Origin of the sequence: Kutzneria sp. CA-103260 (genome assembly GCF_018263855.1) — a bacterium.
Lineage (GTDB): Bacteria > Actinomycetota > Actinomycetes > Mycobacteriales > Pseudonocardiaceae > Kutzneria.
Genome location: NZ_CP073318.1, coordinates 6,008,021 through 6,031,255 on the forward strand (window position 1 = coordinate 6,008,021; position 23,235 = coordinate 6,031,255).

Sequence of the window (23,235 nt, forward strand, 5' to 3'; positions counted from 1 at the left end):
AGCACATGTCGACCCGACTGGGATCAGCACGGCGGAACACCGCTGTGATTCGGCCGAAACAACTCGACGGCGCGACCACAACGTTGGTGTGCCTGGGTTTCTGCGGCGGCGGCACCGGGCCGTACCACCCGTGGGCCGAGGTGGTTGCGCCGGACGTGGACCTGGCGCTGATCTGCTACCCCGGCCGGGACGGCCGCTTCCGGGAGAAGTTCGCCACGACCTGGGACGAGCTGGCGGAGGACGCCACCCGCGCGGTCGTCTCAGCGGTCAGCGACCAGCCGTACGTCCTCTTCGGACACAGCATGGGCGGCTGGATGGCCTTCGAGGTGGCGAGCCGGCTGGAGGCACAGGGCAGGTCGGTCCCGGACGCGCTGGTCGTGTCCTCGTGCAACGCTCCAGCGCGCGGCCTGACGCCGCGGGACATGTTCCCGGCATGCCATGACTCCGACGACGAGCTGCTCTCCTGGATCCGCGCGCACGGACTGGTCACCGAGCAGGTGCTGAGCGATCCAGACGTGCTGGAGATGGCGATCGAGATCATGCGCGCCGACATCGCCGTGCGTGATACTTTCCACTACGGCGGCGCCGCTGGTGTCAGCATGCCGCTGCAGGTCCTCTCCGGTGTCGACGACCAGGTGATCGAGGCCACCGCCCCCGCCCAATGGCGAGAGCTGGCACTGGGGCCCTACCGACACGACTCGCTGCCCGGCGGCCACTTCTACACCCCTGACGTGTGGCGGAACCTTCCTTCGCACATAACCGCCATTGCACGATAGTGCGATTTGACGTGTCCAAGAGGTGTTCAGGCGGGGAACAAGCTAGACCTGGCCGACGGCCACGTAAGGAACTCCCACAAGCCGACCGGCCACATTAAATCGTCCACGCCGCACGGGCCCCGCCGTACCTACACACCGACATGATGTTTCACGCTCATCCATCAGGCTGATTGAATCCTAGCGAAGGGAACCTACCCGTGACCGATGCCAGTTCACCGAATCTGCCTCTACCGCCGATCACGGAACCTTTCCTGCTGCCGTTCCACTATGGCGCACTGCACACCGTCGGAATCGACTACCTGGTTGACCCCGAACCGGCGGAGAAGATACTGGGCCGTGTCCACCCGCGACTCACCTCAGCGTTGTTCGACGGCCGAGCCTGCGTCTCGATCAATTACCAGCTCTACTTCGCCCAGTACGCGGGCGGCTCGGGCATCACCGAGGAGATCGAGATCAGCATCATCGCTTACCCGCGCAGCGAGGAGCACCGTCTGGCTGCGCTGACCTACGCCGACTACGCCCGCGGGGTCGACCAGTCCAAGTTGCTCGGCATCGGCCGTATCCACGTGCTTTGCGACAACCAGATCGCCATCGAGGCGGGCACCAAACTGTTCGCCGAGCCAAAGCGCCCAGCCCGCTTCACCGCCGCCATGCCATCGCCTAACGGACCAGAAGGCGAAAGCTGGCAGATCACGTGCTTCGACGCGGATTTCACCGCAGATGGCAGCATCGGCGCGCCGGGCGATCCGATCCTTGTTCTGAACGCCCGGCTGGACGGGCTCCCCGCAGCAGAAGTCAACCACGCCCCGATCACGGGCTACGGCACCGAACCCGCCGGACGCCTGCTCGCCGGCTCCCTGAACGTCTACCAACCCCACCGGCTCCGCCTGCTCGATCCCGACACGGCGGACCGCGTCACCGTCGAGCTCGTCGACCCTGGCGCTCCCGCCTGCGTCGACTTGGCCGCGCTGCTCGACGGCGCTTCCGCCGTCGGCGTCTGGAGCGTTCAGTCGCCGCCAGTCGCCGCGCACAACCGCCCCTACTACATCCCGGAACAATCATGACCTGGTCCGTGCCGGCACTCGGCAAGCCCCTCGAACTGCGCGGCGTGACGCTACCCAACCGCATCGCGATGTCGCCGATGTGCCAGTACTCCGCCGGGCCGGACGGCCTGCCGACCGACTGGCACCTGACCCACCTGGGCGCCCGCGCCGTCGGCGGTGCCGGGCTGGTCATAACCGAGGCCAGCGCGGTGCTGTCGGAGGGCCGGATCTCACCACGCGATACCGGCATCTGGTCACCGGCGCATGTGGATGCGTGGCGGCCGATCACCGCGTTCACCGCCGCACAGGGGGCGGTGCCCGCGATCCAGCTGGCCCACGCCGGGTTCAAGGCGTCCACGTACTGGCCATTCACGCAGAAGCGGGGCGGGGTGCCCGACGCCGACGGCGGCTGGCAGCCGGTCGGGCCGGGTAAGCAGCCCTTCGTGCCGGCGTACCGCACGCCGAAGGCCCTCGACGAGGCCGGCATCGCCGCGGTGATCGCCGCGTTCGCCCAGGCCGCCGAGTACGCGCTCGACGCCGGTTTCCAGGCCGTGGAGATCCATGCGGCGCACGGCTACCTGCTGCACGAGTTCTACTCCCCGCTGACCAACCACCGCACCGACGGCTGGGGCGGCGGCCGCCCCGCGCGGATGCGCCTGGCCGTCGCGGTCGCGACGGCGGTCCGCGCCGCCGTCGGCCCCGACGTGCCGGTGCTGGCCCGGGTCTCCGCCACCGACTGGGTCGACGACGGCTGGGATGTCACCGACACCGTCGAGTTGGCCCGTGAACTGGTCGCGGCCGGGGTCGACCTGATCGACTGCTCGTCGGGCGGCGCGACCCCAACCACCGACATGTGGGGCCCGATCGGCCCCGGCTACCAGGTTCCGCTGGCAGAGCGGGTGCGCCGCGACGCTGGGGTGCCCACCGGCGCGGTCGGCCGGATCACCGAGCCCGAGCAGGCCGAGTGCATCATCTCCGACGGCCAGGCCGACCTGGTGCTGATCGGGCAGGAACTGCTGCGCGACCCGTACTGGCCGCGCCGGGCGCTGGCCAAGCTCGGCGGGCAGCCACACTGGCCGGACCAGTACGCCGACGCCTTCTGATCAGAGGTGGCGAATGGCGGGTGACGTCTGGCCGAGCTGCGTGATGATCTAACGATCTTCACGCAGTAGCCGGATTTGCTACGGCATGGACAGTCCGCGGTGCGTGGTCGGCGCTCGTGCCGCGCTACGGACCGGTCCATCCGATGGCACCTGATCCACAGGGGGCGGAGGAGGCGTTCCTGTCGAAGAAACAGGTCGCCCGCGCAGATCGTTCGCCCGGCGTTGGCGCCTTGTCACAAGGTTGGCCATTTGGCGACAAACGTCAAGAAGTGCCAACGCGTAGATACCGTTGATCCAACGTAGCTGGTTGCTCTCTGACCGCAAGTCCACGATATTACCGACGAGAAGCGCGCTACAGGAGCCAACTTCGAGGCTCTGACATATGCGGATCGGGGTGGTCGCGGCAAGCGCGGACCGCAGTGGCGTGTGGACGGCCGCCGCGGGGAACCGGCGGTCGGGACCGCTCTCGGACCGGCGGCGGCTGGGAAATCCTCGATGAGGCCGGGGCGCCGATGCTCGGCCTGCGGCGTGCTCGGGTCACATTGTGGATCTGGCGATCATCCAGTCCGGAGCAATGCGCAGCAGGCCGGCGACGAGCGCCCACCGGAAACGCGGCACGGCCGCAGTGTGGGCACCGGATTCGACCCGGTCCATGATCTTCCTGACTCCGGCGCGGGTGTCTATCAGGAAGGGTCGCCTGCCTCCCATGGCCTCGTTGAGCGGAGTGTCGATGTAGCCCGGCACAATGGTGGTGACAGTGATGTCGCTCTTCCATGTTTCGGCGCGCAGCGCCTGCAGGTAGGTCGTCAGCCCGGCTTTCGATGCGCAATACGGTGCACCGCCAGGCAGACCGGCGGATGCCGCCACAGACGAGATGCCGACGATCTGACCACCGCCTTGCGTGCGGAAGAGGGCGGTCGCGGCGTCGATGGTGGCCATCGCGCCTATGAGGTTGACCGCTATGACATCGCGGTGGCTGGAAAAGTGTCCGGAGCCGATATCGCCCTCGGTGTCCGCTCCCGCGTTGGCAAAGGCGATGCCGAGCCCACCCAGCTGGGCCGCCGCGTCGTCAAGGGCGCTGACCACCGCTGCGTGGTCGGTGACATCGAGACTCGTGAATGCGACTTTCCGCTGGGGGTACACGCCGGCGAGTTCGGTGCGAAGTTCGTCCAGTACGGCAGTCCTGCGGGCGGCGAGGAACACGTCGTACCCACGGGCGCACAACTCGACAGCGAGGGCGCGCCCGATGCCAGAGCTCGCGCCCGTGACGAATGCGGTCCTGGCCGGCAATGGAGGCGGTCCGGGTCGAGCCACGGCAGGCGGCCGAGCATGCGGCGGACGGTCGTTCTGGGTGCGACGGTCATTGGTTCCCATCCTCGACGGTCCCCAGCAGACTGACGATCCGGTCCACTGGCGTCAACACCGGTGACACCAGTGATGTTGGCGCCGTCGGCGAGGACGAGAGCGGGGCGCCGACCAGCCGCGGTCGACGCCCCGGGGTGGGGAATACAGGTCAGGCGGCGAACGCCCGCTCCAGCCTCGGAATCAGGTCAAGCAGGTCCTGCTCCCAGCAGCCGCCGTCGTGGCCGCCGTCGCACTGGTTGCCCCAGGCGGAGCCGTCGCCGTAGTCCACGAAGTAGTAGGGCATGTGCAGCGCGTCCAAGTGGTCCTTGACGTGCGTGGCCGCGCCCTCCAGCCAGAACTCGGGGTTGGTGGCCTGGCCGCCGCCGTTGCCGACATAGAACGAGATTCCGATGCCGGACAGCTTGTCCATGTGCTGTGACGGATCCACCTCGTTCCACCGTCGGTCGCCGTTGAACACCGGGTAGGGCGTGCCCCACAGGGCATCGCTGTCCACGGCGGGCTTGTACTTGTCACCGGAGCAGTCGCCGCTGGCGGCTGAGCAGATCACGCCGAGCGCGTCAACGAGGGAGGCGACCACGGCCAGCCGAAGGTCCATCGAGTCCACGGACAAGTCGATGTCCCCGGACAGGGACGCGGTCTGGCTGAACAGATCGGGGCGGTCCATCGCGTAGTGGAAGGCTCCGAACCCGCCCATCGACACGCCGGCGATCGCGCGTGCCTTCTTGGTGGCGATGGTGCGCAGGTTGCCGTCGATGAACGGAACCACCTGGTTGAGATGGAAGTTCTCCCAGTTCTGGGCGCCGAGCACGGTGTTCTGGTTGAGCCAGTTGTCATACCAGCTGCGCGCGCCGCCGTCGGGGATGACGGTGATCATCTTGTTGGACATGGTCAGCGCCGGGTAGTTCTGCTGCGCCGGATCGTCCGGCGAGCCGTGCAGGAAGTACAGCACCGGGTAGCGCTTGGTCGGATCGGCGTAGTAGTCGCCGGGCAGGATGATCTTGATGTGGTGCTGGCCCGACACCTCCGGCGTGGTCACGGTGATCACGAAGTTGGTCGAGGTGCCGGTCGACGTGCCGACCTGGGTCAGCCCGTTGCTGTCGGCCAGCGTAGGCGGCCCCGGTGCTGCGGCGGCCGGGCCTGCGGTCACCAACACCGACGTGATCGCGGCCAGCAGTGCCACCGCTGGTCGCCAGCGGTTTGCTGTGGTCGTCATCGAGTTCCTTTCCTGGTCATGTCAGTTGAGAACCTTGATCTCCAGCACCGGCGACGCCGCGATCTGGTCTTCGGTGTACCGGTCGGTCGCCCACTGGCCAGCCGAGAACATCTTGGTCTGGTCGGCATAGTGCGGTGAGTTGGGGTTGACCGACTGGGAGTAGGTCAACAGCGAAGACGCCTGCGGCGGGCCATCCGCGGTGAATTCGACCTGCTGGATGAAGCTGGACCCGAACAGCACGTCCAGTTGGCCACCGGCGCCGTTGCCGGGAACGATGACGTTCAGCACGCCGAGTTCGCCGAGCGAGCCGTGGATCGGGATCTGCTCGCCGTTTCGGGTGATCTTCTGCACATCCGACAGCTTGGCGTCCAGCGGGACACCCGCGTTGCGCAGCGCGAGGACCGCCTGCCCCAAGGCGTTGCCGACCCGGGAATTGCCGGTGTCCAACGAGTTGGGCGTGTGCAGCGGGTCGTTCGGGTCGAACGCGACCTTCCACGGCACGCCGTCGGCGGCGCCCCCGCCGAGCAGGTAGAACCAGTAGTTCTCGAACAGCCAGGAACCCTTGCTGTCGTTGGTGAAGCTGTGGTTCTGCCACCCGGCCAGGATCGGACAGGCGTCCCCGACGTACACCAGCTGGTTGTTCACCAGGACCGTCCCGAAGGGCAGGCCCTGGCACATCTGCACCGTGGCATTGAGCGCCAGGTCGGCCGCCCGGCTGTGGTCGGAGAACAGCGCCTGCCGCATGTTCTCCGGCGTGAACCCCTTGCCGGGCAGGCCATCCGTGCCATTGATCCGGCTCTGCGCGGTCAGGATCAACTGCTGGGTGCGCAGCGATCGGGGGGCGCCGGTGTCGCCCATCACCCTGGGGTAGGTCACCGGCTGGTCGGGGTTGGCCAGCCACGGGCTGTCGTTGGCGTTGTTGACGAAGTCCGAGCGGATCAGCCGCGGCTGCTTGTGCGGGTCGAGCAGACCCGGCGCGACCGCGTTGGGGTCGTTGGGCCAGTCGCACTCACTGCGCTTGCCGTCGAAGATGGAGATCGGCGGCACGTTGGGCAGCCGCAGGTGGTAGAACAGCGCCTGGCCGGTCGCGGTCAGGCACGAGTTCGCGTGGTCGTCGGTGATGTCGGGGGCGGACTGGATGTCCGCGTACAGCGCGTGCCCCGTGCGGTCGGTGGCGATGGTGTTGAAGAACGGCACGCCCTGCGTGGTCTCCAGGGTGGTGACCACGTCGTTGACGTCCTTGGCCTGGTCCAGGTGCAGCCAGGTGTTCATCGCCCGCAGGTTGTCCATGTTCGCGTCACGCACGGCGTGCGCGCTGACCACCCAGGGCAGCGGGACGCCCTGCAGCGAGGTGGTGATCGGTCCGTAGCGGGTGGACCACAGCGTCCTGGCGACCTTGCCGATGGAGCCGTCCTGGTTCAGCACGTCGACGCTGACCTGCTGGGAGGTCATGTCCTGCCAGGTGCCGTCCACCAGGTACTTGGTCGGGTGCAGCGGGTCGACCTGGACGTCGAACAGCCCGAACGGCGCGACCGTGGCCACCGTGTGGCTCCAGGCGACGTCGTCGTTGTGCCCGATGTTGATCGCGGGGAAACCGAGCAGGCTGGCGCCGGCCACGTTGAGCCGACCGGGGATGGTCAGCTGGCTCTCCCACATCCGGTTCTTGCCCTGCCACGGGAAGTGCGGGTTGGCCAGCAGCATCCCGGTGCCGCCGGAGACGCCGTCGGACCCCACCGCCAGTGCGTTGCTGCCCATGCTCTGCTGGCGGGCGTGCGCCATCGCGTCGGCGATCTTGCCGGCGACCTCGTCGGACGAGCGGGCCTGGGGCGCGGTGGCCGAGGCGCCGGGCGCGGTCGCGTTGACCTCACCGTCCAGCAGCGGGTCCGTGCTGCCCATGATGATCTCGGCGTGCGCGTGCCGGTAGACGTCCAGCTCGGTGATCGGCCGGACCCAGGCGGCGCCGCGGCAGGCCGGATCGGAGATGTTGGCCACCCCGGTCTCAGCCAGATAGCGGTTGTACCCCTTGACGTAGCCGCTGATGGCCTGCTTGACCTCCGGCTCCGGCCCGTTGGGCGCCGGTAGGTCGATCAGCTTCTCGACCACCTTGTTGTCGTTCATCCGCTGGAAGTACAGGTCGCTGTTGAGATTGGTGGTGGTGTTCTGGTTCTCCCCCGGGCTGGCCTTGCCGTCCGCCCCGAAGTACCGGGACCGCTGCGCGTTGACCGTCAGATAGGCGTCGGCCAGCGTGCAGATGTTGTCCTTGGCCGCGGCGTACCCGTAACCGGTGCCCAGATCGGTGAGGTTCGACGCGATGATGTGCGGGATGCCGTACTCGGTGTAGCGGATCGTCGGCTTGTCCGGCGCGGTCACGGCGGCCGCTGGCAACACGATCGTGGTGGCCGCCACCGTGCTCAGCGCGACCGCCATCGCGGCAGCCGCCACCGGAAGCCCCGCCATCCGTCTCCTGCTTGGCGGCATCGAGCGTTCCTTTCTGCTGTGTCAAGACCGTTGGCTGGGCGTGGGTCACCGCGCCCAGCCAACGAATGCTCAGCTTCGGCACCGGTGGCAGGCCAGGTCATGAACCGGTCAAAGATGGCCGGTGCCCCGCACTGGCTGGCGCTGTGACCAGTTGGAGGCCTATTTGTCCTGCGTTCGGCCCAGTACCCTGGGGTTGGGGAGCGCCACCGGGTGGGCGGGGGCGGCTGGCGCACGGGGGAGGCTCGGCATGCCGGGACGGTTCGCCGAGTTGCTGCGACGACACCGGATCGAGGCCGAGTTCACCCAGGAGGAGCTGGCTGAGCGCGCGAAGCTGTCCGTGCGCACCATTCGCCGGTTCGAGACCGCCGAACGCGCCGAGGCCCGCATGGCCACCGTGCGGCTGGTGGCCGACGCGCTGGGTCTCGGGTCCACCGACCGCGAGGAGCTGTTGGCCGCGGCGGTCGGGGCCGCTGACGTCGATGTCGCGGCCCGACCCGGACCCAGGCAGCTACCCGCGCCACCGGGGATGTTCCTGGGTCACCACGACGAGCTGGCCGCGTTGGACAAGGCGCTTGATCGGGCCGGCGGACGGGGTGGCACCGTGGTGGTGTCGGCGATCAGCGGCGGGGGCGGGGTCGGCAAGACCTGGTTGGCGTTGCGCTGGGCGTACGACAACCTGGCTCGGTTCCCGGACGGGCAACTGTTCGTCGACCTGCGTGGCTTCGCCCCCGCCAGCGGCCCGATGGAGCCGGCGGAGGCGGTGCGAGGATTCCTCGACGCACTCGGTGTCGCGTCCGCCGCCGTGCCCACCGGTCTCGACGCCCAGGTCGGGATGTACCGCAGCCTGGTGGCCGACAAGCGGATGCTGATCGTGTTGGACAACGCCCGCGACACCGAACAGGTCACCCCGTTGCTGCCCGGCAACCCGGGCTGCATCGTCGTCGTGACCAGCCGCGACCGGCTCGCGGGCCTGGCCACCAGGCATGATGCGACGCTGTTGCCGCTCGGCACCCTCGCCGACGACGATGCCTGGGCGCTGCTGGCGTGCCGGCTCGGCCACTACCGGCTGGCCGCCGAACCGAGAGCGGTGGCCGCGCTGTTGCATTTCTGCGCCGGTCTGCCGCTGGCCCTCGCCGTGGTCGCCGCCCGCGCCACCCTGTATCCCGACTTCACCCTGGCCGCGCTGGCCAACGAGCTGAGCGACAGCGCCGCCCGGCTGAGCCGGCTGGACGCAGGCGACCCGACCTCCAGCGTGCAGGCCGCGCTGTCCTGGACCCACGACGCGCTCGACCCGACATCGGCCGAGGTGTTCGCGCTGCTCGGGGTCGCCTGCGGCCCGGAGATCAGCCTGCCGGCCGCCGTCAGCCTGACCGCGCTGACCGGTGACCGGGCGACCGCCGCGCTGCGGGCGCTGGAGCGGGTGTCGCTGTTGCGGCAACACGCCCCCGGCCGGTACCGGATGCACGACCTCGTCAAGCTCTTCGCCGCGGACCGGGCAAAACACCTGGACCCCGAGCTCCGGGGCGCGGCGCTCCAGCGGCTGATCGACTACTACCTGCACACCGCCAGCCGCGCCGAGCAGCTCCGCAATCCTCACCTCCCACCGGTCCAACTCGACCCGCCGGCGCCTGGCTGCCGCCCCTGCCCGCTGGCCGACTCGACGGCCGCCGACACCTGGTTCGACGCCGAGCGCCCGAACCTGCTCGCCGCGCAACAGCTCGCCGTCCAACTTGGGTGGCGCCGACAGGTCTGGCAGCTGGCCTGGAGCATGCGCCACCTCGGCTGGCGGTCGGGGCCCAACGAGGAGTGCCTGGCTGTGTGGCGGGCCGGCCTGTCGGCGGCCGATGACCTCGGTGATCCCGCCGCCCAGATCATCGTGCGCCGCTACCTCGGCCACGTGCACATCCTGCGCGGGCAGTACGAGGAGGCGCTGGAGCTGCTGGAGCAGGCGCTCGCCATGGCCGAGGACATCGCCGATCTGACCAGCCAGGGGCATGTCCACCGGTACCTGTCCGGGACGTGGGAGCGGTACGGGGACGACGAGAAGGCGCTGGACCACGCGACTCGCGCGTTACGGCTGTTCGAGGCGGTCGACACGCCCGTGATGGTCGCGGACTCGCTGAACCTGGTGGGCTGGACCGAGGCCCGGCTCGGCCGTCACGAGCAGGCCCGCGACCACTGTCTGGCCGCGCTCGAGCTGTGCCGTCGCCACGGCAACCGCGAAGGTGAGGCATACACACTGGACAGCCTGGGCTACATCTTCGGGCTCACCGGCGACCACCAGCGCTCCCGCGAGCACTACCGGCAGGCCCGCACGCTGTTCCGCGATCGGGGCGAGACCTACGTCCTCGCCGGCACCGTGGAGAAACTGGGCCAGGCTCACCTCGGCCTCGGTGACCGCGACCAGGCCCGCGCCGCCTGGGAGGAGGCGCTGGGACTGTACCGGTCCCAGCATCGCGTGGAGGATGCTGGCCGAGTCAGTGACCGGCTCGCCGCACTCGAACCCGTGGCTGAGCAGTAGTCACTCCGACCGGTCACCAATGTCCGGTCGCTGTCCTGGTGCGGACCAAGTGCTGCCGCGGGTCGAGGCCAACTTCCGGACCTTCGCCGAGTACGACGGCCGCGCGGTCGCCGGGTTCTCCATGGGCGGCTTCGGCGCGTTGAAGTACGCCGCCAAGTACTACGGCCACTTCGCCTCGGTCAGCGCCCACTCCGGCCCGGCCAGCCCGCGCCGCGACGACGGCCTGGTCGTGCACTGGGCCAACGCCACCTCCGCCGCGCTGGACCTGGGCGGCGGCATGGTCTACGGGGCGCCGTGGGACCAGGCCAGGGTCACCGCCGACAACCCGATCGAGCGCGTCGAGAGCTACCGCAACAAGCGGGTCTTCCTCGTCGCCGGCACCAGCCCCGACCCGGTCAGCTGGTACGACCAGGCCAACGAGACCCAGGTGCTCGCCGGCCAACGAGAGTTCCGCGGCCTGCTCGACAACGCCGGCATCCCGTACGAGTCGCACGAGGAACCCGGCGGCCACTTCGTCCGCAACTACATGGTGCAGCGCGACTTGGACGGGATCATCGCCCGCCTGCGCAAGGCCTGAGCGGACTCCACCCCGAACCCCGCGCTCGATGTGAGGTGTGCCGCCCCGTGAGGCGGGCTCATTCGGGTCGGCGTGGGATGGCTCGGCTCGTGTGCAGGAACCGGGCCCGCCCGGCGGCGTCGTCGATCAGGGCGAACACGGAGTGCGCTCCTTCGTCGGGCACCACCGTGATGAGCGAATCCGGCCCCAGCGCGACGAGTTCGAGTGCGTCGGTGGGGACGGCGTTCGGGTCGGCCGGCGCCGGGAGGTCCGGTTGCGTCACGCCGGCCAGTTCCTTGAGCAGCAAACCGAAAACCTAGGCGTACATGGGGTACGCGTCGCCGCCGTTGGTCAGCAGCGTCGCGGTGGCGCCCGACACCACCATCCTGCACGTGGTCGAGCTCGCCGCGGACGGCAAGACCGTCGGCGACTTCGACTTGTCCGACAACGGTGTCTGGTCCAGCGACACCTGGTCCAAGTTCTCCGACGTCCAGGCCGTGGCCGGCTTCGGCAGCGAGGCCCAGCACGTCGCGATGACCTACGCCCAGGGTGACATGCAGCTGGCCTTCTCCACCCAGTACGGCGGCCTGGCCCACGCCACCCGCCACTACGACGGGTCCTGGCAGCGCCTCGGCAACGTGGAGAGCGTCGCCGGCAACGTCAACTCCGGCCAGGTCACGCTGGCGGGCTACACCTTCTGACCGAACCATCCACACGATCAGCGCCACGGCCACCCGGCCGTGGGCGCTGGTGCTGTCACAGCAGTGTCCGATAGGCCATCAGGGCGAGGCGGCAGGCGAGTTGGTGGCGGTCGTCCTCCAGGGACTTGCCGGTGAGGAGCTCGACCTTGCGCAGGCGGTTGAGGACGGTGTTGCGGTGGCAGTAGAGCAGGGCGCCGGTGCGGCCGGCGGAGCGCTCGGTGCGGAACCAGGTCTCGAGGGTGTCGAGGAGCAGGGCGCGTTCGGGGGCGTCGAGTTCGAGGATGCGGCCCAGGGTGCGGGCGGCGAGGCGTTGGGCGAGCTGGGGACTGGAGACGACCAGGGCCTCGGGCAGGCGCTCGTCGAGGACGGCGATGCCGACGGTGCCGCTGGGCTGGGTGAGCAGGGCGGTCTCGGCGAGTTGGTAGCCGACGCCGAGTTCGGCGAAGCCGTCGACGACGCCGGACATGCCGGCCCGGTCACGCATGTGCGGGGTGAGCAGCTCGGACACCCGGGCCGGGGTGCCGGCGGCCAGTTCCACGAGCCAGACGACGCGGTCGCCGCGGGACAGCCAGACGGACTGCATCCCGTGCACGGCAAGGCAGGACTGGACGGCGCGCAGGCCGTCCTCGTCGGTCTCGTCGCCGGTGACCAGCACGACGACATACCGTCCACGAGCGGGCAGGTTGAGCTCGGCCTCGGCGTGGGCGCTCACGGTGGGGTCCACACCACGCCCACCGATCAAGGCGCCGACCAGGGTTTCCTTGCGGCGGTTGACCCGGCGGCGGGTCTCGGCCTGCCAGGTGCGGTACGAGTCGACCATGGCCACCGAGATCCGCTCGATGGCCTCGTAGAGCAGCATCACACCGTCCACGAACTCCTGGAGCTCGGCCGGGGAGCGCCGCCGGGCCTCGGCCAGCAGCATTTCCCACAGCAGCTGGCCGCCGAGCCGAAACAGGTGCAGCACCGATTCCAGCGGCACCCCCTGCTCGGCCCGGCGACGCCCGGTGGCCAGCGGCGGATCCAGCCACTCGCGCTCATCCTCAAACCCCCCGGTCATCAGGAGTAGCACGCTGCGGCCGTTGTCGTGGAAGGACTTCCACATGTCAGCCTTGGGCACCCGGCCGTTGCGGGCGTAGATCCGCTCCTCCCGAACGGCGCCCATCTCGGTCAGCCGGTCGGCGAAGCCGGGCATGTCGGCCAGCACGACGGCCGCCACCTCCTGGATCACCGACCTGGGCGCGTGCGAGTGCTCCGTCATGGGGCCACGGTAAAGCCCCGCAACGGTGCCGCGGGCCGGAATCTCCCTTCTCAGCGCCCTGGGCCCAATCCTGCTCCCCGGCGTGACCGCTGGCCATGGGCAGCTGCCGCGACCTGGTTGTGCGCTGTGCACAGTCACGATCTCCCCGGCCGGATCGGCGGTTAGGGTCGCCGTCATCGCCCCGTTCGAGAACGTCGCGGGGAGCCAATTTCCTTTCACCGCACGGCTTTTCGCCGCGCGCCGATGACACAGGGGGAGTCACGCCGATGAGCACTGTCGACGACGTCGACCGCGAGCTGGCACTGCTGATCAAGAAGGTGTCGGGTCACGACCCCCGCGCGGTGTTCCCGGACCGGGAGCTGGCCGGCATGTCGCTGCGGGACGAGTTGGAGATCGACTCGCTGGCCATGGTCGAGCTGGTCGACGAGATCGAGGACTGCTACGGCCTGGAGATCCCCGAGGAGGGCCTGGACCGGCTGCGGACCTTCGGCGACGTGGCCGACTACCTGCGGGCCCAGCGGTGACCGAGGTCGTGGTCACCGGCCTGGGCGCGACGACGCCGCTGGGCGGTGACGTGGCCGCGACCTGGGCCGGCCTGCTCGACGCCCGGACCGGCGTGTCCGAGCTGTCGGCCGACTGGGTGGACGAGCATCGGTTTCCGGTGCGCATCGCCGCCCAGCTGGCCGTCGAGCCGGACCGGGACCTGGACTTCGTCGAGCTGAAGCGGATGGACCGGTGCGAGCAGCTGGCGCTGATCGCCGCCCGGCAGGCCTGGCGGGACGCGGGCCTGGCCGAGGACTCGGTCGAGCCGGCCCGGCGCGGGGTGGTCGTCGGCACCGGGATCGGCGGCGCGCTGACGCTGGTGGCCCAGCACGACGGGATCCGGACCCGTGGCCTGCGCGGGGTGTCGCCGCAGACCATTCCGATGATCATGCCCAACGGCCCGGCGGCCATGGTGGGACTGGAGTTCCGGGCCCGGGCCGGGGTGCACGCCCCGATGTCGGCGTGCGCGTCCGGCGCGGAGGCGATCGCCTGGGCCTGGCGGATGATCAAGGCCGGGGAGGCCGACGTGGTGCTGGCCGGCGGGGCCGACGCCTGCATCACGCCGGCGATCATGGCCGGTTTCGTTCGGGCCCGGTCGATGAGCAGCCGAAACGCCAGCCCGGACGCGGCTTCCCGGCCGTTCGACGCCGGCCGGGACGGCTTCGTGCTGGGTGAGGGCGCGGGTGTCGTGGTGTTGGAGCGCGCGGAGTTCGCGGCCGCGCGCCGGGCCCGGGTGTACGGGCGGCTGGCCGGCGCGGGCATGAGCAACGACGCCCACCACATCACCGCGCCCGACCCCGACGGCATCGGCCAGGCCAGCGCGATGACCGCCGCCGTGCGCACGGGCGGCCTGGCCGTGTCGGACATCGGTCACGTCAACGCGCACGCCACCTCGACCCCGCTCGGCGATCTCGTGGAAAGCGCGACCATCCGGCACGTCTTCGGCGATCGGCCGGTGGTCACCGCGCCGAAGGGTGTGCTCGGGCATCTGCTCGGCGCGTCCGGCGCGGTCGAGGCGATCGCCACGCTGCTGTCCATCAAGGACGGATTGGTGCCGCCAACGGCCAACCTGGACAGCCTCGACAAACGGATCGAGCTCGATGTGGTGGCCAAGGCGCCCCGCAAGGTCGCGCTCACCGCCGCTATCAGCAACTCCTTCGGCTTCGGCGGGCACAACGTGACCCTGGCGTTCAGCGCCCTGTGACCGGCCGAGAAAGGTGTCTGTCTTGAACGTGTCGATCACCGGCGTCACCGCCTACCTACCGCCCACGCTGGTCACGGACCAGGCTGTGGAAGCCAGGATCACCGGCTACACACCCCGACCGGGCGCGATCGGGAAGCTCAGCGGCGTCCGGACCAGGCATCGAGCCGATCCCGGCGACCAGGCTTCGGACCTGGCCGTGCACGCCGCCGACAAGTTGCTGCACGGCCTGGGCGTCGCCCCAGGTGAGCTGGACCTGATCGTGTTCGCCGCGGCCGCCCAGGACGTGGTCGAGCCGGCCACCGCGCACATCGTGGCGGCCAAGCTGGGCGCGAGGTGCCCGGTGTTCGACGTCAAGAACGCCTGCAACAGCTTCCTCAACGGCGTCCAGGTCGCCGAGGCGTTCATCCGCGGCGGCCAGTACCGGCGAATCCTGGTGTGCAGCGGGGAAACCGGCAGCCGGGTGGCGCGCTGGTCGGTGGCCGACCGCGCCCAGTTCGCCGATTCCCTGGCCGGGTACACCCTGTCCGACGCGGGCGCTGCGATGGTGTTGGAGACGTCGTTGCGCCCCGGCATCTTCTACCGCGACTTCACGGCCGACTCGTCGAGCTGGCACGTCAGCTCCATTCCCGGCAGCGGCTGCGCCGAGACCCACGACCCACGGCGGGACGGCTACATCCGCGGCGACGGCCGGGCCCTGCTGGAGTCGGTGGCCGGGCACCTGCGGCCGCAGCTGGACCGCGCGCTGGCGGTGACCGGCCTGAGTCGAGAGGACTTCGCGGTCTTCTGCGTGCACCAGGTCGCGACGCCGTATCTGCGCGCACTGCAGGAGATTGCCGACATTCCGGAGGAGAAGCTCGTGGTGACCATCGCCGAGCACGGCAACGTCGCCTCGTGCAGCATCCCGCTCCAGTTGAGCCTCGCCCTCGAGTCGGGCCGGTGCGGCCCCGGGGACAAGGTCGCCTTCATCGGTCTCGCCGGCGGCACCAGCATCGGCATCGTGTTCGTGGAGCTGTGATCATGGCCAACACCCTGTGGGTTGTCATTCCCGCCTTCAACGAGGCCAAGTGGATCGGGAGCACGCTGGCGTCGCTGGCCGGCCAGCGGCACGCCGCGTTCACCGTGCTGGTGGTGGACAACGCCTCCACCGACGGGACCGCCGACGTGGTCCGTCGGTTCGCCGACGAGCACCGTGGGATGGACGTGCGCGTGATCACCGAGACGCAGAAGGGCACCGGCGCCGCCTGCGACACCGGTTTCCGGCACGCCATCGCCAACGGGGCGACGCAGCTGGCCCGGACCGACGCCGACTGCCTGCTCCATCCACAGTGGACGGCGGCGGCGTTGCGGGCCTTCGCGTCCGGGCTGGAGATGGTCGGCGGCCGGCTGAAGGCCCGCACCGACGACTACCCGGTCACTGTGTGGGAGAAGGCGGTGCTGGCCTTCCTGATCCACGCGGGCGCGCTGGCCGCCCGGTTCCGGCGCGAGCACCGCGGGCCGCAGTTCCTCGGCCCCTATGTGTTGTGCACCGGCGGGAACAGCGCGATCACCGCCGATCTCTACGAGCGGTGCGGCGGCTATCCCCGAACATCCATCGAGGAGGATCACGAGGACCGCACGCTGATGAACCGGGTCCGGCAGGTCACCCGGGCGTACGGGCGACGTCGGGACATGGTGGTGTACTGGTCGATGCGCCGCACGAAGGCCTGGGGCGTGCGCAACACCCTGAACTGGTACACCGACCACAGCTACCGTCCCGAGGTCGTGGACGTCCGGTGAGCGCGACGTGGCATGAGCTCGGCGTGCAGCTGGCCGCACATCCGTTGGCGTACCCGGTGATCCGGACGCTGGGCCGGGTCGGCCCGGTGGTGCGGGTGCCCGGGCTCGGGGTGATGGTCAACGACGCCCGGCTGGCCCGGCAGGTGCTCACCGACCCGAAGACCTTCCGCACCGGCGGTGGCGGCGAGGCCGATCTGTGGACGCCGGTGTTCGGCCCTTCGATGCTGGTCAACATGGACGGCCCCGAACATCGGGCGATGCGCCGCAAGCTCGCGGAGTTCTTCACACCGGCCTATGTCAAACAGCTCTGCGCCGACGTGCTTGACGAACAGGTGGACCGGATGGCCGCCCGGCTGCGGCTGGGCGAGCCGGTGGACGTGGTGGACGCGACCAAGGTCATGTCCGGCGCGGTCACCAGCGCGCTGGTCGGGCTCACCGTCACCGGGTCGGCGCTGGAGCGCGAGGCCGGCTACCGGCGGCTGACCCACCAGTCGGAGCTGATCACCGGCATGGTCAAGCTGGGCCGGTTGAGCCTTACCCCGCAACAGATCGCCAAGGCGCGGGCGATCGCCGACGAGGTCGGCGCGGCGGCGTCGGCCGCCTGGGTGGCCGGCGACGAGAACACCGCCGTCGGCCGGATGCGCCACTTCGGACTGTCCGAAGTGGAGGCCCGTGGGCTGGCTTCGGCCTTCCTCATCGCCGGCACCGAGACCATTTCCAGCCTGGTGCCCCGACTGGTCGCGCTGCTGCACGATCACGGCGTGCTGCCGACGGTGGCCGATGCGTTGCGCGCGGGCGACACCGGGCCGTTGAACGCGGCGATCGACGAGACCTCCCGACTCGTCACGCCCGCGCCGATCATCCTGCGCAATGCGGCCCTGCCCGGCCGGGTCGGCGACGTCCGGGTCCTGCCCGGGGACCGGGTGGTCGTGTCCACCCTCAACTGCGCCAAGGCCTACGGCCGTTTCGACCTGGGCCGGGCCCACCCGCCGGAGCTGCGCCGGCTGTGGTTCGGCGCGGGCCCGCACTTCTGCCTCGGCTATCCGCTGGCCATGGCCGAGATCCACGCCATCGTCGGGGCGCTGCTCGAACAGAGCCCGCTGCGGATCACCGGGCGCAAGGCGGCTCGCGGCGTGCTCTTCCCCGCCTACCAACGACTGGAGGTCAGCCGAGCGTGATCGACATTGTGAACGCCGTCCTGGCGCAGGCGTCGACCAGGCCGGACGAGGTGGCCATCGTCGACAAGGACGGGGCGGTCACGACCTTCGGCGAGCTGCACGACCAAGTGGTCGCGGTTCGGAATGGCCTGCGCGCACGCGGAATGCAGGACGGCGACGGCGTGTTGTTCGCGGTGCGTACCTCGGCAGCCGGTGTCGCCCTGTTCCTCGGAGTGCTGGCGGCGGGCGGCGTGCTGATCACCGCGGACACCGCGGTCGGGCCGGAACTGGTTGCCGCACGGATGCGGGCGTACCGGCCGCGCTGGCTCGTCGCCGAGTCGGTGCTCTATCCGGCCAGCGTGTTCGGGCCGATGCGCTCGCTCTGTCGTCGCCGGGGCTGGTCGGTGCCGGATCTCCGCCAGGCGATCGCCGATCCGTCGATTCGGCACGTCTACAGTGGACGATGGCTGCCCGGTGTGCCCTGGGGTGCGGTCAAGGTTGGCGACCTGTCCGGCGACAAGCCATCCACACTGCCTGATCTGGACGCGCCCGCGTTGATCGTGTTCACCTCGGGCACCACCGAGCGTCCCAAGGGTGTCGTGCACACCCTGCGGACGCTGACCAATGCGGTGTACCTGCTCGCCGGACATTTTCCCTTTGCGGAAGGCGATGTCATGCACACCGACGGCATCGTCGCCGGACTGCCGGCACTGGTCAGCGGCGCACGGCTGTCGCTGGCCGCACCCGAGCGCTTCGCCCAGGACTTGGTCGACCGCAAGGTGACCCACGCCTACGGAGTTCCGGTGCAGCTGGCCGAAGTGTTCGACGTGTTGCCGAAGTGGCCCGAGCATGTGCGCTACCTGTTGATGGGCTCGGCCCCAGCCGCCCCGGCGGTGCTGCGGCAGGCGATGAGCGCGGTCCCCGACGGCCAGGTGCTCTCGATCTATGCGATGACCGAGGCAATCCCCATCGCGGTCGGGCGGGCCGAGGACAAGCTCGCGCACACCGAACAGGGCCACGCCGGCGACCTGCTCGGCGAGCTGTCAAACGGGGTCACCGCGCGGATCGCCGAGGACGGCGAGCTGCTGGTGACTGGTCCGAGCGTCTGCCGGGGCTATCTCGGCGAGCCGACGCTGGCCGAACTGCCCACCGGGGACCTGGCCCGGCTGGACGAGCGGGGCCGGATCATCATGCTGGGGCGCAAGAAGGACATGCTGATCAGGGGCTCGTACAACATCTACCCCGGCCTCTACGAGCCGTCCATCGCCCTGCTGCCCGGGGTGCGGGAGGCGGCCATGGTCGGCCTGCCCGACCCGGTGACCGAGGACGAGACCGTGGTGCTGGCGGTGGTGGCCGACGAGGGCGTGGACGCCGAGGCGCTGACGCGGCGTTTGCGAAGGCAGCTGCCCGACGTCATCGACGCCGAGGCGGTGCCGGACCGGATCGTGGTGCTCGACGAGTTGCCGCGCTCGGGCCGTTCCCGCAAGCTCGATCGTCCAGGGTTGCGGGCCGTGCTGGCCGGGCCGGCCACGTGAGGCTCGCGGTCACCGGGGCGACCGGTTTCGTCGGCGGCGAGGTGTGCCGGGCGGCCGTGGCGGCGGGCTGGGAGGTGCATGCGTTCAGCCGGCGGCCAGCCACTGTCCCTGGTGCCACCTACCAATCGTGGGATCTCAACGGCACACCGCCAGCACTGTCCGACGTGGACGCTGTGGTGCACTGCGCTGCCGCCGCCACCGACGCCGGTCGGCCCAGCGAGGTCTGGGCGGCCAACGTGGCCGGCACCCGCCGGGTGCTCGACGCGTTTCCCCACGCACGCATCGTGCATGTGAGCAGTGCCAGTGTGTACGACCCGTTCCGCCCGGCCGTGCGAGCGACCGAAGCGGAGGCGCCAGTACCGCGATATCTCAACGCCTACGGCGCATCGAAGGCCGCCGCCGAGCGAATTGTGCTGGCTGCCCGCCGCGACACCGTGATCCTTCGCCCGCACGCCGTCTACGGTCCCGGCGACACCACCCTGGTGCCGAGGCTGCTGGAGAACATCCGCGCCGGCCGTCTTCTCGTCCCCGGCGACGGCCGGGCGCTGCTGAGCATGACGGCCGTCGGCAACCTCGCGCAGGCGTGCCTGCTCGCCGCCCGCAGCACGCCGACCGGCGTGTTCAACATCGCCGACAGCGACACCCTGTCGATCGACCAGGCGCTTCGAGGCCTGCTCGCGGCCGCCGATGTCGACGCCACGCCGGTCTACCTGCCCACCCGCCTGGTCTGGCCGCTGGCGGCCGGTTTGGAAGCGGTGCAACGGTTCAGCGGCCGGCCACGGCGGATCCGCCTCAACCGGTACGTCATCAGCCAGCTCGCCATGGAGCGCACCCTGGACATCGGGGCGGCCGTCGACCGACTCGGCTACGCCCCCACGCCGACCATGTTCACCTACGGGGAACGCACTCGACAATCACCGTGACGACCGACCTGTGCCCAGTGCCGCCCCGGGCGGAAACGCGCGGCCGAACGCCGACTCGTGGTGGTTAGCAGATTCCCCTCTGACCTGCTATCCGCCACCAGTCGGCTGTGTCGGCTCTCCCATGCCGAACCAGTCTGACGGCGGCGGCTACCCGTCCGATATCGAACGGCTACCGGCCATCGCCGCAGCTCAGCCGGCCGGTTGGGGAAGCTTGGCTCAGCGGATTCGGTTGACCTGTTCCCGGGAGGCCCCGGCGGCCCGGGCGTAGCCGCCGACGATGGCGTCGAGCGCGGCCGGGTCGATGACGTCCTCGACGCGGGAGAACCCGTCCGGGGCAAGGCGCTCGACCTCGTCGATGACCCGCTCCGGGCCGCCGGTCCGGTTGCGCAGCACCACCTCGCGGGTGGCCGGCAGACGATCGTCCTGGTACGCCCGCAAAGCGTCGACGGGATCGGTGTGCCGGGAGAGATGGTCGGCGAGGCGGGCGGCGTCGATGATGGCCTGCCCGGCGCCGTTGGAACCCATGGGGTACATGGGATGCGCGGCATCGCCCAGCAGCGTCACCCGGCGCTGCGTCCAGTACGGCAGGGGATCCCGGTCGCACATGGGGAATTCGAAGCACTCCTCGGTCGAGGTGACGAGTGCGGCGTGGTCGAGCAGCGGCAGGTGGAAGCGGCCGAGGTGCGGCACGAGGCCGGCGGGGTCGGCCCGGCGGGACCATTCCTGGCGCTGCGGCGGCGGATCGCCGTCCCGCCCGGTCTGAACGCACAGCGCCCAGTTGGTGAGCCTGGTGTCGGGAGTCGCGCCCGCAGCGATCGGGTAGACCACGAATTTCGCCGCGTTGCCGCCGGCGATGACCGCGGAACGCCCGGTTCCGAACACCGGCCAATCCGTGGCCCCACGCCACAGCATGACGCCGTTCCACCGCGGCGCCCCCTCGGCCGGGAACAGCTGGGACCGCACTGTCGAGTGGATGCCGTCGGCAGCCACCAGCACGTCGCCACGCGCGGAGTCCACCGGCCGACCGGCGCGGTCGACGAAGTCCGCACGCACACCGGCCGTGTCCTGCTCGAAGCCGACCAGCCGCCGGCCCAGCCGCACCGCGTCCGGCCCCAGTCGTTCCAGCACCGCCCGCAGCAGCACCGCCTGTAACCGACCGCGGTGCAGGCTGAACTGGGGCAACGAGAATCCGGCGTCGAGGCCGCAGGGCCGGCGCAGGATCACCGGCCCCAGCCGATGGGCGTAGCACAGCTCGTGGGTGCGGATCCCCACCTCGTCCAGCCGGTCCAGCAGCCCCAGAGCGGCCAGTTCCTTGACCGCGTGCGGCAACATGTTGAACCCGACGCCCAGCTCCCGGACCTGCTCGCTCCGCTCGTGGACCACGCAGTCGAAACCGGCCCGGTGCAACGTCAGGGCCGCGCTCAGCCCACCGATTCCCGCGCCGACGATGACGATCCGCACGACCGGCCCCCTTCCGCCCCAACCCACTCTAGAACTGAACGCCCCGTCCTCCTACCAGCGGAAGGCGTGCGGCCTGAAGTCGGCGGTGGCGTCGTCCAGGTAGTAGGGCACGACGCAGCCGCCGGGCGACGCGTGGCACTGCTCGATCACGTGCCGGCGGTGGTTGCCGGCCGCGTTCGGGTCCCCGCCCATCCGCACGTTCACCTTGCTGGCCAACACGATGCGGTCACGCGCTCCCAGCTTGGCCAGGGCGCGGCGGAGAATCTCCTCGCTTCCCCTGGTCTTGGTCTCCCCCGTTCGTTCAGCTGCCAACGGAGCCGATCCTGTGACGCTCGGGATGACGCTGTCGGATCGGCGTGCACAGGCCGGCCAGCACGATCAGACCGAACGTCGCCCCGACGGCCAGCAGCGGGATCCGGGGGCCGAAGGCGCCGACCAGCGCGGTCAGTGTCGCCGCGCCGATGGGGCCGAGGGCGCTGTGCAGGGTCCAGAACGCGGCCGTGACCCGGCCGAGCAGGCGGTCCGGGGTGACCATCTGCCGCAGTGACATCGAGCAGATGCCGCCCAGCGCCATGCCGGCGCTGTAGACCAGGCCGGCCCCGGCCGCGACCACGACGTCGCCGGTGGTGCCGAACACCGCGATGGACGCGCCGATCAGCACGCACGCACCGAGCCAGCAGGCCCCGAAACCGAGCGACTGACGCATCCGCGCGGTCAGCGCCGCGCCCAGGACGGTGCCGACGCCGGTGAGGGCGAGCACCACACCGACGCCCTGATCGCCCTGCCCCAACTGGTTTCGGACGTAGAAGATGAACACGTCGGTCAGGCCCAAGCTGAGGAACGTGATCACGGTCAGCAGCATGGTCAGCGCCCGCAACACCGGTGTGCGCCAAAGGAAGCGAATGCCGTCGAGGAAACTGGACCGGACGTCCCGCCAGCGCATCGCCACCTCCGGCGGGGTGTGTGGCACTCGCAGCCGGATCAGCGACAGCCCCAGCACCGAGATCGCGAAGCTGACCGCGTCAAGTCCGATCGCCGTGGTGGCCCCGAAAGTCGCGGTGATCAGGCCGGCCAGCGGTGGCCCGAGCACCGCCGCGATGGCGTTGGTGGTCTCCAGCCGGCTGTTGGCCCGCACGATCTGGTCCCGGTCCACCAGGTTGGCCACCGCCGTCACGTAGCCGACCTGGAACAGCATGCTGAACACCGAGGCGACGCCCATCACCAGGTACAGCGGCCAGATCCGCGGGCTGAACAACCAGTACACCGGCACGGCCCCGTAGAGCACCGCCCGCGCCACGTCGCACAGCACCAGCAGCCGTCGCCGGTCCACCCGGTCCACGATCATGCCGGCGAACAGGCCCGTGACGACGGTGCCGACGCCGGCGATGCCGGTCAGCAGGCCCATCTGCCCCACCGAGCCCGTCGCCTTGAGCACCAGCAGCGGCAACGCGACCATCGCGAACGAGTCCCCCAGCGCGGACAGTGTCTGCACCAGCCAGAAGACGCCGAAATCGCGATCCCGCCACAGTGCGTCGCGCCCAGCCGCCACCCTGTCCCCCACCCCGTCAGCCGTCAACTGACCCCATCGTGGCACGGCGGACCGGGCACGGTCCGCCGGTTCA

21 protein-coding genes are annotated in these 23,235 nt (G+C 70.1%); 13 read left to right on the forward strand and 8 right to left on the reverse strand.

What is annotated here, in order from left to right; genetic code table 11:
• The first annotated feature begins 5 nt into the window (after nucleotides 1-5).
• The 3 genes from JJ691_RS26240 (at nucleotide 6) to JJ691_RS26250 (ending at nucleotide 2,922) form a co-directional block, all read left to right on the forward strand.
• Nucleotides 6-776: a thioesterase II family protein gene (locus JJ691_RS26240; protein ID WP_211762305.1), complete on the forward strand. Its 771-nt coding sequence runs from the start codon at nucleotides 6-8 to the stop codon at nucleotides 774-776.
• 197 nt (nucleotides 777-973) lie between these two features.
• Nucleotides 974-1,840, forward strand: a complete 867-nt coding sequence (locus JJ691_RS26245) for a hypothetical protein (protein ID WP_211762306.1) — start codon at nucleotides 974-976, stop codon at nucleotides 1,838-1,840.
• Nucleotides 1,837-2,922, forward strand: a complete 1,086-nt coding sequence (locus JJ691_RS26250) for an NADH:flavin oxidoreductase/NADH oxidase (protein ID WP_249227019.1) — start codon at nucleotides 1,837-1,839, stop codon at nucleotides 2,920-2,922. Before JJ691_RS26245 ends, JJ691_RS26250 begins: the two co-directional genes overlap by 4 nt.
• Nucleotides 2,923-3,459: 537 nt before the next feature.
• Here the strand turns inward: JJ691_RS26250 and JJ691_RS26255 are convergent.
• The 3 genes from JJ691_RS26255 to JJ691_RS26265 all read right to left on the reverse strand — a co-directional run bounded on the left by JJ691_RS26255 (nucleotide 3,460) and on the right by JJ691_RS26265 (nucleotide 7,957).
• On the reverse strand, nucleotides 3,460-4,296 hold the full coding sequence (locus JJ691_RS26255; protein WP_249227020.1) for an SDR family NAD(P)-dependent oxidoreductase: 837 nt from the start codon (nucleotides 4,294-4,296) through the stop codon (nucleotides 3,460-3,462).
• A gap of 139 nt (nucleotides 4,297-4,435) precedes the next feature.
• Entirely contained in the window at nucleotides 4,436-5,500 is a 1,065-nt protein-coding gene (locus JJ691_RS26260) for an alpha/beta hydrolase (protein ID WP_211762308.1), read from the reverse strand.
• Between the two features lie 21 nt (nucleotides 5,501-5,521).
• Entirely contained in the window at nucleotides 5,522-7,957 is a 2,436-nt protein-coding gene (locus JJ691_RS26265) for a penicillin acylase family protein (protein ID WP_211762309.1), read from the reverse strand.
• A gap of 268 nt (nucleotides 7,958-8,225) precedes the next feature.
• On the opposite strand from JJ691_RS26265, the gene JJ691_RS26270 reads away from it, so the two are divergent.
• Nucleotides 8,226-10,499, forward strand: a complete 2,274-nt coding sequence (locus JJ691_RS26270) for an ATP-binding protein (protein WP_211762310.1) — start codon at nucleotides 8,226-8,228, stop codon at nucleotides 10,497-10,499.
• A gap of 49 nt (nucleotides 10,500-10,548) precedes the next feature.
• The gene (locus JJ691_RS26275; protein WP_305873244.1) at nucleotides 10,549-11,076 is read left to right on the forward strand and encodes an alpha/beta hydrolase; all 528 of its coding nucleotides are present in this window, start codon (nucleotides 10,549-10,551) and stop codon (nucleotides 11,074-11,076) included.
• A 58-nt stretch (nucleotides 11,077-11,134) separates the two neighbouring features.
• On the opposite strand, the gene JJ691_RS26280 is transcribed toward JJ691_RS26275, so the two are convergent.
• A complete protein-coding gene (locus JJ691_RS26280; protein WP_211762312.1) occupies nucleotides 11,135-11,362 on the reverse strand; it encodes a hypothetical protein in 228 nt (75 codons plus the stop codon).
• 19 nt (nucleotides 11,363-11,381) lie between these two features.
• On the opposite strand from JJ691_RS26280, the gene JJ691_RS26285 reads away from it, so the two are divergent.
• On the forward strand, nucleotides 11,382-11,756 hold the full coding sequence (locus tag JJ691_RS26285; RefSeq protein WP_211762313.1) for a hypothetical protein: 375 nt from the start codon (nucleotides 11,382-11,384) through the stop codon (nucleotides 11,754-11,756).
• A gap of 55 nt (nucleotides 11,757-11,811) precedes the next feature.
• Here JJ691_RS26285 and JJ691_RS26290 read toward each other — a convergent pair whose 3' ends face one another.
• Nucleotides 11,812-13,014, reverse strand: a complete 1,203-nt coding sequence (locus JJ691_RS26290) for a PucR family transcriptional regulator (RefSeq protein ID WP_249227021.1) — start codon at nucleotides 13,012-13,014, stop codon at nucleotides 11,812-11,814.
• A 266-nt stretch (nucleotides 13,015-13,280) separates the two neighbouring features.
• Between JJ691_RS26290 and JJ691_RS26295 the strand changes: the two genes are divergently transcribed.
• The 7 genes from JJ691_RS26295 to JJ691_RS26325 are packed head-to-tail and all read left to right on the forward strand — an operon-like array spanning nucleotide 13,281 to nucleotide 20,152.
• Nucleotides 13,281-13,538 (forward strand): acyl carrier protein, encoded by a 258-nt coding sequence (locus tag JJ691_RS26295; RefSeq protein ID WP_211762314.1) that lies wholly within the window; start codon nucleotides 13,281-13,283, stop codon nucleotides 13,536-13,538.
• On the forward strand, nucleotides 13,535-14,761 hold the full coding sequence (locus JJ691_RS26300; protein ID WP_249227022.1) for a beta-ketoacyl-[acyl-carrier-protein] synthase family protein: 1,227 nt from the start codon (nucleotides 13,535-13,537) through the stop codon (nucleotides 14,759-14,761). The genes JJ691_RS26295 and JJ691_RS26300 overlap by 4 nt, the downstream gene beginning before the upstream one ends.
• A gap of 28 nt (nucleotides 14,762-14,789) precedes the next feature.
• Nucleotides 14,790-15,776 (forward strand): 3-oxoacyl-ACP synthase III family protein, encoded by a 987-nt coding sequence (locus JJ691_RS26305; RefSeq protein WP_249228274.1) that lies wholly within the window; start codon nucleotides 14,790-14,792, stop codon nucleotides 15,774-15,776.
• A 2-nt stretch (nucleotides 15,777-15,778) separates the two neighbouring features.
• Complete coding sequence (locus JJ691_RS26310; protein ID WP_211762316.1) at nucleotides 15,779-16,537, forward strand: glycosyltransferase; 759 nt, start codon at nucleotides 15,779-15,781, stop codon at nucleotides 16,535-16,537.
• A complete protein-coding gene (locus JJ691_RS26315; protein ID WP_211762317.1) occupies nucleotides 16,534-17,715 on the forward strand; it encodes a cytochrome P450 in 1,182 nt (393 codons plus the stop codon). Before JJ691_RS26310 ends, JJ691_RS26315 begins: the two co-directional genes overlap by 4 nt.
• Nucleotides 17,712-19,229, forward strand: a complete 1,518-nt coding sequence (locus tag JJ691_RS26320) for a class I adenylate-forming enzyme family protein (RefSeq protein ID WP_211762318.1) — start codon at nucleotides 17,712-17,714, stop codon at nucleotides 19,227-19,229. Before JJ691_RS26315 ends, JJ691_RS26320 begins: the two co-directional genes overlap by 4 nt.
• Nucleotides 19,226-20,152, forward strand: coding sequence for an NAD-dependent epimerase/dehydratase family protein (locus JJ691_RS26325; protein WP_211762319.1), 927 nt, complete (start codon nucleotides 19,226-19,228; stop codon nucleotides 20,150-20,152). The genes JJ691_RS26320 and JJ691_RS26325 overlap by 4 nt, the downstream gene beginning before the upstream one ends.
• Before the next feature lie 216 nt (nucleotides 20,153-20,368).
• Here JJ691_RS26325 and JJ691_RS26330 read toward each other — a convergent pair whose 3' ends face one another.
• The 3 genes from JJ691_RS26330 to JJ691_RS26340 are packed head-to-tail and all read right to left on the reverse strand — an operon-like array spanning nucleotide 20,369 to nucleotide 23,162.
• Complete coding sequence (locus tag JJ691_RS26330) at nucleotides 20,369-21,613, reverse strand: flavin-dependent oxidoreductase (RefSeq protein WP_211762320.1); 1,245 nt, start codon at nucleotides 21,611-21,613, stop codon at nucleotides 20,369-20,371.
• Nucleotides 21,614-21,664: 51 nt separating this feature from the next.
• A complete protein-coding gene (locus tag JJ691_RS26335) occupies nucleotides 21,665-21,925 on the reverse strand; it encodes a hypothetical protein (RefSeq protein WP_211762321.1) in 261 nt (86 codons plus the stop codon).
• Complete coding sequence (locus tag JJ691_RS26340) at nucleotides 21,915-23,162, reverse strand: MFS transporter (RefSeq protein WP_211762322.1); 1,248 nt, start codon at nucleotides 23,160-23,162, stop codon at nucleotides 21,915-21,917. Before JJ691_RS26340 ends, JJ691_RS26335 begins: the two co-directional genes overlap by 11 nt.
• Nucleotides 23,163-23,235: the final 73 nt, after the last annotated feature.